Here is a 12,596-nt window from a genome sequence, read left to right as displayed (position 1 = left end):
ACGATGGATATTAAATAGTGAGGCCAACCGTCAATACGGCACTGCGGCCATCCGATGGCCAGACACCCGGCCCGGGATAAAAGGTGGGACGTTTGGTAAAATATTGCTGATTCAGCAGGTTATTCACACTTCCGCGAATTGTCAGGCCGCGTTTGCTATGCCAGGTCCCGTTCAAATCCCAGAGGCTGTAAGCAGGCACCGGGCCAACGGCTCCATTGGCCGACGCAACGGGCGTGTTCAGGGCATCGGAAAACGTCTGGCTGACATAACTGTATTGCAATGTCAGGCTGGTGGTTCCGTAACGGGCGGTCAGTCCGTTGCGGCTGGTCCATTCCGGAGCCGACTCCACCCGATTACCCGCTACCGACCGGTTCTCGGCCCCGGCCGATACCCGACCATTGAGGTAACGTGCTTTATTATAGGCCGTTGACGTAAATCCGCTAATCAGGATTCGCTCCGTTCGAACAAGCTGGGTTTCCACGAGGGCCTCTACACCGGTGCTCCGACTGTCGCCAATGTTGGTCCGGAAAATGTAATTTGTTCCATCGGGATTGGTTAACAGGACCGTACCCAGCCGATTCCGGTAGAGCAAGTCGAACACTGTAACATTCAGATGCAAACCCTGCCAGCGACCGTCAATTCCAATTTCGGCGTTGTACCCGTGGGCATCTTTCAGGTTCTTATCGATTCGCTCGTAGACGGATGCAGGAATGATGTCCTTGAAAACAACCGGACGATACGCCTGTGACCAGCCGCCATATACCTTAATGGATTCATTGACGCGGTACTCGCCATTGACACCCAACAACAGGAAATGATGGCTGATATCGGTCGGCAGGTTTTCCGGTGCATAATAGGTGATCGTACCGCGCATTTCCGTCTTACCACTTTCGAGCCGCATACCTGGCGAAATTGTCAGTTGGTCCGTCAGGTGAAACTGGTTTTCGGCAAAGGCCGCAACATTTCGGGTTCGGTAATGCAGATCGCGCTTGAACGGGCTGGTCAGCGATAAATCAAAATCCGTTTCGGTCGTACCCACGCCGAGCTGACGACGGTGCAGGTCATTGTTCATTAGTTGAATACCCACCGCCAGGGCTGAGCCAACGTTACCCAGTTTATATTGATGCAGCAACCGCCATTCGGAGGTGTAGCTGTTGAAGTTGTCGATGTCAACCTGCCGGGCTTTGTATTGGCCCGTTATCCGGCTGATGGTATCGGGAACGGTAGCGAACGCATCCAGTTGAACGCTGTTACGAGCCCCCAGAACGGCCGACACCGTCCACAGAAGCCGGGTCCGATCCGACAGTTGCCAGTCTGTTTTCAGCGACGGGATATAGATGTCCGGGTTGAAGTAATTCCGGCTCCGGGTCGACTGGCGCGGGTTCTGGGCAAACATCGCATCCGTCAAGGGTCCCGGAATCTGGTAATTGTACGTTGACCGACCCAGTTCGGCCGTAAACCCCAGCCGCTGAGTGGCCTGATACTGTACGCGTCCAAACTGGGCATTGGCATCGGAGCGGCTGTTTTCCCGGTAGCCGTCCGAGTGACGCCGGTAGTAATAGGCATAATAGGTCCATTTCCCCACACGGCCGCCCACGGCGTTGTAGGTACTTAAGAGGCCATAGGAACCAACCGAGTTTACCGTTTCGAAGCCAAACGTCCGCGTGGTATCGGCCCCCTTGGTTACGTAATTAAGCATACCGCCAAACTGAGCGCCGTACTGCAGCGAGGCCGTACCCCGTACCAACTCGATCCGGTTAATGCTTTCCATTGGTGGCGAGTAGTGACTGGCGGGATAGCCGTACATATCGGAGTTGGTAATGACGCCATTCTGCCGGATGTTGTTTTCCCAGGACCGGTGTGGATCGAGCCCCCGGGTCGCCATGTTGATCTGATTCCCAGTACCATCCATATCGTAGACGAACACACCGGGAATCCGCGCAAATAGCTGACGGGGTGTTTTCTCCGCCACATTAGCATCAATATCGGTCAGGCGAATAACTTCATTTCGTTTTCCTCCCATCAGATACGTGCCGTGTACGTTAGGCAACGACTCGACCACCGTTGGGCGGAAACCTTTCACCGTAACCTGCTTCAGCGTTCGGCTGGGTAATGAGTCGGTTGATTGCCCTTTGGATGCTCGCTGATTGAATGACTGGGCCTTTGAGCTACAAACAAAACCTACAACGAAGCTGCTCATAAACACCCATTTAATTCCTTTACTTTTCATAGTCAGATTGTAAGCGGTATAGAACGGGAGCCATCGCCATCGCGCTTGTCACCCGTGCTACTGTCAACGTCATTCACCTAAAACCAACGCGATACATTAACCGAAACCAGGTAATCGGCAAAAGCCGCATCGCCATGTTTCAGACCCAATGGATCGAGCCGGTCGGCATAGCTCGTAATGCGGTTCCGGTAAACAGCGACCGGAACCGTGGCCGCAATCGACGTTTTGTGGCGCATGTATGCCAGGCCCGGCTCGACCGATACGATGTAGCCGGGGCGACGAAAGCCGCTGCTACCGCCGAAAGCATCAATGGCAGGTACGCCTTCTACCCGACCGCCCAACATAACGGCCAGCCCCGGAATGGCTTTGATGGATTGGCTTAAACCAAGACGAGCAGCAAACTGATCAGCTACGGAGAAATTGCCCGTTACCAAATCAATCGTGGTGGCTTCCGGATTACGCACCGTGCTGTTGGTTTCGCGCGGATTGAATAGGTAAAAGCCGTTAGCGTACGCGGCCAGCGTTTTGGTCAGCGACACGTAGCCCTGAAGTTCAACGCTTACGCCCACGCCACCATCACCAAGCTGAATCGACTGATCGACAGGTTTGTTGATCGTGTAATCGACGCCTTCCTTAGTCAGTTTGTGGAAATCGTCAGTTACGCCGTAATTACCCGTTGGGAGCTTTACCCCCAGGCCTACCGATAGATTAGCCTTGGGCAACTTCACCGGATTTACGAGCCAGTAATTACCCGAAAGGCGCAGATCGCCAATTCCCTGCGATTGGGTATCGAATCGTTTCTGCTGGGGGTTCTGAGCGATGGCGTTGCCGTAATGTTCGTAAAGCGACGAACGGTCATTGTACTGGATAGGCAGATTGACCGAGAACGACAACCGCTGGTTAACCATGTAGGTGAGGCCCAGATCGATGGCGTGCGACACGTTGATGACGTTGGTCCCTTGCTGAACGCGCTGTTTCTGTTCTTCATCGCCAACAAAATGTTTATAAGACCGAAAGAACCGGTAGCCTGCCGATACCTGCCAGTGGCCAGTGCGCTGTTTAAAGTAATCGGCCGAGCCCACGGGCGCAGCACTACTCATGTGCCGGACAGCCACGCACCCCTGCGCCGACGCAGATACGGTAAAAATAACGGTACAGGCGAACGCCAGTACGATTGTATAAATCGATTTCATGGAGAATAGAGTCTGAATAAGAAAAAATGAATTGCGTAGGACTTTTCAGTCGACGGGAGCCCACGTGCCGCATCCAGCTATTGTAAAAAAGCGGACACCAGACACTAGCTCGTTAAGCGGAGAAAAGCCTACAATCGCATGCGGAGTTGATCAACCAGCCATTGGGTCATGTAGCGGTTCGGGAAGCCTGGGCCAGGCATCGACGCACATCATCTACAAGCTGCTCACACCCTAAAGCGCAACAGAACGACCAGCAAAAGCCACTGAAAAACAGCCAGAAATACGATCAGAAATTCACCTCAGACTTCGGGAGGGGGCGAATGAACGGGGAGCGCACGGGCGGCCGTCACAAACAGGAAGTTTGGAATGCGGCTGGCGGTACGCCAGACAGGGGCGCAAAAATTGAAAATATCCCTTGGATTGGGGGAGTATTCTTTCAGAAGAAACTTGAGCAGTTTACTGGCTTTCTTGTGCGAATCCGACGCACCCGAAACGTGGTCGTTCATGAACGACAGCAAATCGCTCTGCCAGAATGAATGACTCTCGGTCTGTAAACCTGTAATATGCAGTACGTCGCCCTGAATTTCCAGACTAACAACGCTGTAATACTGCCCATGATAGCTGAATCCGTCGGAGGTGGTGCGGGTAAGGGCGCTGGCATCGGGCTTGTCTTTCAGCGGAATCTGAAATTCAACCATACTATCAACCGAGCGGTACACCATAAGCTGTTCCGACAGGTCATGCTCGGCCTGCCACCACGTACCAACGAACACCAGCACATAAGCCAGCGTGTGGTAGAGGAACAAACCAAAGAGACCAATGGAAACCGCTTTCTTCAAAATTGTAGCCAGTTAAAGTTTTTTCAAAAATAATACAAAAATTTAAACAAAAAGAATTCTAAACAGGTTTGCCCGTAATTTTACTCAACTTCGTAACGATATAGTCGGGTTAGACTATCGGCTATCGACCGATGGGGAGACGAATTCGACCCCTAAATAGGCTTTCTCCTTGCAAGTGCCTAGTTGCGTCAATTCAATCTTGATTTGTGGACGATAGATACCGGCAGAATTAGGATTGCTGACTGTAATCAAAAGCCGTAGATTTGTGTTAGAAGACTACCGCATGATTTACGACAACCACAACCGCCCCATTACGTACGTCCGGCTGGCCGTAACGGACCGCTGTAACTTACGGTGCTTCTACTGTATGCCCGAAGAAGGGATCAAGTATTTACCGAAGCATCAGGTTCTGACTTATGAAGAAATGGAGCGACTGGTGCGGGTACTGGCTCAGTTGGGCGTTCAGAAAGTGCGGATTACGGGTGGCGAGCCTTTTGTCCGGACGGGCCTGATGGATTTTCTCCACCGACTGGCTGAAATTAATGGGCTAAACGACATATCCCTGACCACAAACGGTGTATTGACCGCTCCGCACGTCAGCGCCTTAGCTGCCCTGGGAGTTAAATCCGTGAATTTGAGTCTGGATACACTTGACCGGGAGCGCTTTCGCCAGATCACCCGGCGTGATGAATTACCCGCCGTTCTGAAAACCCTCGATGCCCTGCTGGCAGCCGGCATCCATACGAAGATCAACGCGGTAGTCATGGATGGACAGAATACCCAGGATCTGGTTCCCCTGACCGAAATGACCCGGACGATGCCTGTGGACGTTCGGTTTATAGAAGAAATGCCCTTCAACGGTGAAGGTAGTCACTACCCGGTGCTTAACTGGACGCACCGCCGTATCGTAGACGAAATACGGGCACACTTCCCCGACTTACAAAAGATACAAGACCCCCCGTTTTCTACCTCAGCCAACTACCAGGTTCCCGGCCATCAGGGCTCCATCGGCGTCATTGCTGCTTTCAGCCGGACCTTTTGCGGCAGCTGTAACCGAATTCGTATGACGGCGCAGGGCACGCTGAAAACCTGCCTGTATGATAACGGAGTGTTGGATGTACGGGCGCTGCTCCGGGGAGGTGCTTCGGACGACGAATTGACGGCGGCTTTTCTAAAAGCCTTTTCCCATCGCCCGGCCAATGGTTTCGAAGCGGAACAGCAACGGGATACCGTTACCGAGTCGATGTCTACCATTGGCGGATAACCAGTACAGAAGCCGACGCCTGTTAGGTATCCGCATCAACGCATCATCGCCGGAACCCCATCCAGAAATTTATTGGTAAATAACGTATCGACGTCCATGCGCTGAATCAATTCTCCGTCCCGATCACTCAGCAGGTGGTTTCGAATCATCCAATTCACGAAAGACACCCAGACATTGCGGTGCATAAACCCCCAGTGTCCTTCGCCATCCAGGTAATAGCCGGAGACCAGTTGCTGGCTTTGTTCCAGAAAATTACGTTTGGTGAGTGTTGGGTGATTCGCCGTTTTCATCAACAGCCGAACGGATTCATCCGGATTCTTTATGGCAAAGCGATAGCCAGCCGCTGTCTCCTCCAGAAATCGGCGTAATGCATCACTGTTTTGTTCTGTCCACTGGCTATGAGCGGTCAGCACAGGGTTGTAGCCGTACGGAATTTCGTATTCATCAAACAAAAACTGGTTCAGGTCAACGCCCTGTATATCAGCCTGTACGCCCTCCCAGGTCAGCCAGCACCAGGCCGCATCGACTTCGCGGGTCAGTAAGGCCCGCCAGATACCGTCCCAGCCTAGTTTATGGGATATGAACTGCCCGCGACCATCGTCATTCTGAATAAGCTGCCGAATCATATCATCCTCATACCGAGCCCCATACGAACCATATACCTTCCCATCCAGCTCCCGGGGACGGCTGATGCCACTTTCCTTGAGGGTGACAATAGCACTAATATCCCGCGCCAGAACGGCCGCCACGGCAACCAGGGGAACACCGTTTGTCTGGTAACTAACAACGCTCTCAGAGGGCGTAATGGCCAGTTCGGCCTCCCCGTTCGCTACCCGACGGGAAGGCATTGTCCGGTAGTCATCCTGATCAGGCGATATCAGTTCTACATCGAGGCCAACCTGACGGTAAAGCCCTTTGGCCAGGGCCACATAGAATCCAGTATGGTTCGTATTAGGTGTTCTATCAAGAGCTATACGGATGCGAGTATTCATACTACGGTAATGCTACGGCTTTTTTTACGTGCCAGATAAAAAGTTAATGACACGCTCCAAACCACTGAAAAAATGTTAATTTATTGACAACGAACATGTTACTTAAGACGACACCGACCCACATACCCGATGCCATTAATTAACTATACAACCGAAGTAAGGTTTTTTAAATAGATGCCGTCGGCAAGAAAAGGGCACCAGGCACGTATCCTTTCCTGATCTGCAAAATTCCGAGTATGCTCATGCAACTACTAATGAGTCAGTTACACTATCTACCTAGCCTACAAACAGAATTTCGTCCTTTAACGCTTTTTCATATTTCACCTTATCGAACCGGTATAAATACGGGGCTTTGTGAGCACCGCCGGTTTTGCGTTCTTCCAGCCGTTCCAGAATGTCGTACCCAAGCATGCGTTTCTGAAAATTCCGCCGGTCGAGTAACTGACCCAGAATGGTTTCGTAAAGCTGCTGCAAATCAGGCATGGTAAACTTATCCGGCAACAGATTGTAGCCAATGGGCTGATAACTGAGTTGACGGCGCAGGGTTTTCAACGCCAGCGTAACCATGTCGTTATGATCGAAAAGCAGGGGCGGAAGTTGATCAATATCCCACCAGCGGCATTCTTCCGTAAAAAAATCAGGCGAGGGCGTTACTTCGGCAAACTCAACCAGGGCGTAGTACCCTACCGATACGTCACGCGTAATGATTTCTTTTCCCATTTCGATGGGTAGCCCCAGCTTTATCAGTGTTTCCTGCAACGTGAAATTTTTGTACCGCTCCACATCGCCGAAGGTGTGAAACTGTTGCAGAAAGATTTCGCTCAATCCCGTCCGCTTCTGTAAGCTGCGATGGGCAGCATCATCCAGGTTCTCTCCGTGAAGCACCCGCCCACCCGGTAAGCACCAATCATTGGTCCCTTTCCAGCGTAACAACAGCACCTTTAGTTGCCCATCGTGAAACCCGAATATGGTGCAGTCCAGGGACACATGCGGCAAATAATCCTTCAATTCGTCAATAAACCGCAGCACTTCATTTTGGTACTCCATACAGGAAATTTAAAATTATTTATAGTGTGTAAAATCAACACAATAGAAAATTATACTATTATTGTGTTGATTTTACACATCAATTATGACATCTAGCTCCTATACACCGAGGGCCTACCGCACACTAACAGCCCTGTGCCTGGGGGCAATCGGCCTGTGGGCTTACTCAGCCAAACCCTTAGTCGATCCGGGCGACTTGCCCGATGCGAACCGCTTCACAAAGGTAGTACTCGCCGAAAAGCTAAACGAGCCGCTCGAAATGGCCATTCTCCCCGATGAGCGCGTGCTACTCGTGGAACGTCACGGCGATGTTCGCTTGTATTCGCCGGTGACCAAACAGCTTAAAACAATTGCAACAATTCCGGTCAGCACAAAATATAAAGATAAAGAAGGGAACGAAACCGAAGCAGAAGACGGGCTGCTTGGCGTCAATATCGACCCCAATTTTGAGAAAAACCACTGGATTTACCTCTACTACTCGCCTGCTGGGGCTGAGTCGAAAAATAGTTTAGCCCGGTACGAACTGCGCGGTGACGAACTGGTGCTCTCGTCGAAAAAAGTTTTGCTGGACGTAGCCACCCAGCGCGAGCAATGCTGTCATACCGGTGGGTCAATCGACTGGGACCGCGACGGTAATCTCTATCTTTCTACCGGCGACAATACCAGCCCCCGCGCGACGCTCTACGCCCCCATCGACGAGCGACCTGGCCGTGGTCCCTGGGATGCCCAGAAGTCGTCGGGCAACACCAATGACCTGCGGGGAAAAATTCTGCGTATCCACCCCGAAGCCGACGGTACATACACCATCCCCGACGGCAACTTGTTTCCCAAAGGAACCCCGAATACCCGCCCGGAAATTTATACGATGGGGCACCGAAATCCCTACCGAATTTCGGTCGATAAGCGGACGGGTTACGTGTACTGGGGCGATGTGGGGCCCGATGCAGGGGTAGATTCGGCCGGCGTTGGCCCAACGGCGGAGGATGAATACAATCAGGCCAGGAAGCCGGGGAATTTCGGATGGCCCTATTTTGTGGGCGATAACAAAGCGTACAACGATCTGGACTTTGTATCGAACAAATCGGGGGCAAAATTTGACCCGGCTCACCCGGTCAACGACTCGCCCAACAACACCGGTCTTCGTGACCTCCCCCCTGCTCAACCGGCGCTGATTTCGTATACGGCAGCCGAAACCAAGAAATTTCCACTCATGGGCAGCGGGGGCCGCAGCGCGATGGCTGGACCAACGTATTATAAAGACGACTTCAAAAACGCAAAACGTCTCTTTCCGGATTATTACAACGGTAAAGTATTTATGTACGAGTGGATGCGCGACATGATTCTGGCCGTCAGCTTCGATGGTAAAGGCGACATGACCAAAATGGAACGCTTCCTACCAAATATGCCCTTCAGCCACCCGATCGACATGGCGTTCGGCCCGAATGGTGATCTGTACGTACTCGAATACGGTACGGGCTGGTTCCTGAAAAATGATGATTCCCGCCTGGTACGCATCGAATTCAACGCCGGTAATCGCAAACCTAACCTGCAACTTGCTGCCAGTCAGAAAGCAGGGGCTGTTCCACTAAAAGTAAACCTGTCATCCGAGGGCACGAAGGATTTCGACGGCGACGCCCTAACCTATCAGTGGAAAATCGTCAGTCGGGCGGGCGGGTCAAAAGCGGGCAGCCAGCCAATTATTCTGAACGAACCGAACCCGACCTTTACGTTCCAGAAACCGGGGCAGTACAAAGCCATCCTGACTGTGACCGATGCAAAAGGTCTGAAAGATTCCCGCGAGATCGATATCATGGCGGGCAACCAGCCGCCCCAGGTAACGCTGGACGTCGCCAAAGGCAACAAGAGCTTTTATTTCCCCGATCAGGCCATTGCCTATCAGGTCAATGTGACGGATAAAGAAGATGGCAGCCTCGCCAATGGTCGCATTCAACCCCGGCAAGTGATGGTACAGGCTACTTATCAGGACGAAGCCAATGCAAAGAGCGAAGCCGAACGCAATCCGGCAGGCCATAAATTCTCCGAAGCGACGTATTTATCGACGGGCCAGGCGTTGATGGAGAAAAGTGACTGTAAAGCCTGTCATTTTACGGACAAAAAGTCGGTGGGGCCTTCGTTCATGGATGTCGCAAAACGGTATAAAAGTGATGCCAACGCCGTCGCCAGTCTATCCAATAAAATTATCAAAGGAGGGGGCGGTTCCTGGGGCGATGCCATCATGACGGCGCACCCGCAGCTGGCGATGCCCGACGCCAACGAAATTGTCAAGTACATTCTGACGCTAGCGGATAAAAAAGTGGCCAGTCCGTCGCTGGCAACGCAGGGCACCTACATACCCAAAGCAGACGAGAAAGGAAGTCTGGTTTTTCAGGCATCGTACACCGACAAAGGCGCCAACGGGTTACCGCCACAAACAGCCGAACAGGTACTGACGCTGCGCAACCCACTGGTAGCGATGGGCGCAAGCAACAGCCAGTCGAAAGGCATCACGCTCTTCAAAATGGGCACGCAGCCCTATCCGTTGGTTGTCGTGATGGCGTCGGACACCTACGTGCAGTTTGACCAGCTTGACCTGACGGGCATCAAGACAATGGAGTTTGCGGTAGCGGTTCCCAAAGCGCAGCTCATTGCGGTGGGCGGCCGCATCGAAATACGCATCGACTCGCCCAAAGGCCAACTGCTGGGCCAGACCGAGGAGCTTTTACCCAACACAAGCAACGACCCGGCCGACATGTTTAAGCCCAGTATGGCTAAGGTCACCATTACGCCGACTACAGGCCAGCATAATTTGTACTTCGTCTTTAAAAACGAGAAAGCGGGTAAATCACCGTTGTTCGTGCCCGCCACTGTCCAGTTTTCTAACTAAACTCATCCACCGCCCTTCTCTTTCCGGAGCGAAGGGCTTTCCTTTTGAACCATGACACAATCCCGTCGCGCTTTCCTGAATCAACTTGGCCTGACAGCCGCTGGACTGGGGCTTGCCTCCACCCTTTCACCTGACCTATTTGCCAAAATGGCTCCCACTAAGTTTACCTTCGATATTTCGCTGGCTGAGTTCTCCTTCGCTGGTGAGCTAATGTCGGGGAAGATGACCAACATGGAATTCCCGGCCAGAGCCAAAAACGACTTCGGGATCAACGTGCTGGAATACGTTTCTATGTTTTTCAACAATAAACACACCGACCAGACCTACCTGAAAGAGCTTAAACAGCGCTGCGATGACCTCGGCATGAAAAACAACATGATCATGGTAGATGGCGCCAACATTGCCGATCTGGATGCGACGAAACGGAAGCAGGCGGTGGAAGCCCATCATGCCTGGGTCGATGCCGCCAAATTTTTAGGTTGCTCTTCCGTTCGGGTCAACCTGGGCGATACGTCCAAAGCGCTGACGGGCGTAGCGGATGACCCGGCTGATGAAGCCGCAAAATCGGCTGCGGATGGCTACCATAAATTGCTCGAATATGCGGCCAAATCGAACATGAACGTTATTGTGGAAAACCACTTCGGCAACTCGACCGATATCGACTGGCTGGTTGGTGTGCTCAAACAGGTCAACATGCCAAACGCGGGCTTGCTGCCCGATTTCGGCAATTTCTGTCGGCAGCGCAGTACCCCCGAAACCAACGACATCAAGGGCATCATGGGCACCAAGTGCATCAAGGAATACGACCGATACGAGGGCGTCAAAAAGATGATGCCTTATGCCAAAGGTATCAGTGCCAAAACCCATAAGTTCGACGCCAGCGGCAACGAGACGGAAACGGATTTCCGGAAGATGTTTAAGATCATCAAAGACGCGGGTTTCAAAGGGTACGTCGGCATTGAATACGAGGGAGGTATTATGAGCATGTACAAACCAGATGGTGGCTATTTGCCAACTACAGAAGGCATTCGGGCAACCAAAACCCTGCTCGAACGCGTACGTACCGAATTGGCCTAGTTAACGCGGTGATGTCGGGTTTGAGAACCCGACAAGCAAGGTTTCTCAAAACCTCGTGCGGCTGATTTATTTTCGCGGTTTTGAGAAACCTTATTTGTCAGTTTTTAGAAACTGACATCACACGCCCCTACTTCCCCAAGTCGTTATACCCAATCAACTGAATCCCTTTTTTCCTGATCAGTTCTTTAACGCGCGGGTTCGTCCAGGTATCCGTTACGCCCTGACGATCAGCCGCAACGTTCTCATAGCCAATGTGGTGAATCGCCTGTACCTCGGGCGTATTCAGGCCGGGATGATCGACAAAAATATAGGTTTTCCCGGCGTCAAGGCTTTCGAGCATAGTCATAAAGCTTTGTAGTTTTTCGTCCGATGTCGTGTGCGCGCCAACGTAGCCCGCGTAGATGACGCCAGCCTCGCCAAGCTTCACATCGTACTGAGGAATGCGGTACTCCTGCGCTAATTTTTTGACCAACGCATTTACCTCATCGTTCAGACTGGTACAGCCCATATGCCCCGACAGGTGGCTTATCCGGGGTATCTTCCGCATGGCCAGTTCAATTTGCGCGCGGAACTCCTTTTCGATATCGGCCAGTTTCCAGTCATTTTCCACCACCGAACGTTTGGGGTAGTTTTTGTTCGGGCGCAGCATCGGATAAAAGTAGCCGTCGGCATCACGCAGACTGGGGCAATCGGACAATGGCCGCCATTTAACATTATCCCACTCGCTGGTGAGGGTTAAATGAATACCTATGTCGGCCGTCGGGATTTGCTCCAGCATGGTAACCGCTTCGGGAAACCAGGGCGAAGGCACCAGCACTTCGATCGACTTCTCGATACCGTCTTTATAACATTTCAGAATGGCTTCGTTACCCGCGTGCGAGTAACCCATATCGTCTCCCCGAACGATGAGACGGGGTGGAGTCGATTGCGCCCGAACAGAACCTAGTCCGACGAGAAGAAACGCTACCGTAAGAAAATTTTTACCAGTCATCAGATCTATAAATAAGTTCAGGCAGGTTAACCTGTTGGTGTAAAGGCAGTTCCCAATCAAATCTCCTGCCGCCCTAAAC

At 52.1% G+C, this 12,596-nt stretch carries 9 protein-coding genes; 3 read left to right on the top strand and 6 right to left on the bottom strand.

Annotated features, from left to right (window positions below):
- Positions 1 to 10: 10 nt before the first annotated feature.
- From ACYU8Y_RS22595 to ACYU8Y_RS22585, 3 genes are all read right to left on the bottom strand, one after another.
- Positions 11 to 2,230 (bottom strand): TonB-dependent receptor family protein, encoded by a 2,220-nt coding sequence (locus ACYU8Y_RS22595; RefSeq protein ID WP_460940401.1) that lies wholly within the window; start codon positions 2,228 to 2,230, stop codon positions 11 to 13.
- 77 nt (positions 2,231 to 2,307) lie between these two features.
- Positions 2,308 to 3,423, bottom strand: a complete 1,116-nt coding sequence (locus ACYU8Y_RS22590; RefSeq protein ID WP_460940400.1) for a hypothetical protein — start codon at positions 3,421 to 3,423, stop codon at positions 2,308 to 2,310.
- Positions 3,424 to 3,722: 299 nt separating this feature from the next.
- Positions 3,723 to 4,262 carry a hypothetical protein gene (locus ACYU8Y_RS22585; protein WP_460940399.1) on the bottom strand — a complete coding sequence of 180 codons (540 nt, stop codon included), beginning with the start codon at positions 4,260 to 4,262 and terminating at the stop codon, positions 3,723 to 3,725.
- A gap of 283 nt (positions 4,263 to 4,545) precedes the next feature.
- Here ACYU8Y_RS22585 and moaA point away from each other — a divergent pair, with 283 nt between their 5' ends.
- The gene (moaA, locus tag ACYU8Y_RS22580; protein ID WP_460940398.1) at positions 4,546 to 5,526 is read left to right on the top strand and encodes a GTP 3',8-cyclase MoaA; all 981 of its coding nucleotides are present in this window, start codon (positions 4,546 to 4,548) and stop codon (positions 5,524 to 5,526) included.
- A 35-nt stretch (positions 5,527 to 5,561) separates the two neighbouring features.
- On the opposite strand, the gene ACYU8Y_RS22575 is transcribed toward moaA, so the two are convergent.
- Both ACYU8Y_RS22575 and ACYU8Y_RS22570 read right to left on the bottom strand, forming a co-directional pair.
- Positions 5,562 to 6,518, bottom strand: a complete 957-nt coding sequence (locus tag ACYU8Y_RS22575; RefSeq protein ID WP_460940397.1) for an ABC transporter substrate-binding protein — start codon at positions 6,516 to 6,518, stop codon at positions 5,562 to 5,564.
- Between the two features lie 276 nt (positions 6,519 to 6,794).
- On the bottom strand, positions 6,795 to 7,565 hold the full coding sequence (locus ACYU8Y_RS22570; protein WP_460940396.1) for an NUDIX hydrolase: 771 nt from the start codon (positions 7,563 to 7,565) through the stop codon (positions 6,795 to 6,797).
- 85 nt (positions 7,566 to 7,650) lie between these two features.
- Between ACYU8Y_RS22570 and ACYU8Y_RS22565 the strand changes: the two genes are divergently transcribed.
- Positions 7,651 to 10,449 carry a PQQ-dependent sugar dehydrogenase gene (locus tag ACYU8Y_RS22565; protein ID WP_460940395.1) on the top strand — a complete coding sequence of 933 codons (2,799 nt, stop codon included), beginning with the start codon at positions 7,651 to 7,653 and terminating at the stop codon, positions 10,447 to 10,449.
- A 51-nt stretch (positions 10,450 to 10,500) separates the two neighbouring features.
- A complete protein-coding gene (locus tag ACYU8Y_RS22560; RefSeq protein WP_460940394.1) occupies positions 10,501 to 11,526 on the top strand; it encodes a sugar phosphate isomerase/epimerase family protein in 1,026 nt (341 codons plus the stop codon).
- A 127-nt stretch (positions 11,527 to 11,653) separates the two neighbouring features.
- Here the strand turns inward: ACYU8Y_RS22560 and ACYU8Y_RS22555 are convergent, their stop codons facing one another.
- Positions 11,654 to 12,517, bottom strand: a complete 864-nt coding sequence (locus ACYU8Y_RS22555) for a polysaccharide deacetylase family protein (RefSeq protein WP_460940393.1) — start codon at positions 12,515 to 12,517, stop codon at positions 11,654 to 11,656.
- Between the last annotated feature and the right edge of the window lie 79 nt (positions 12,518 to 12,596).

It is taken from the genome of Spirosoma humi (genome assembly GCF_054776575.1).
This window is presented reverse-complemented; position numbering and strand designations above follow the sequence as displayed.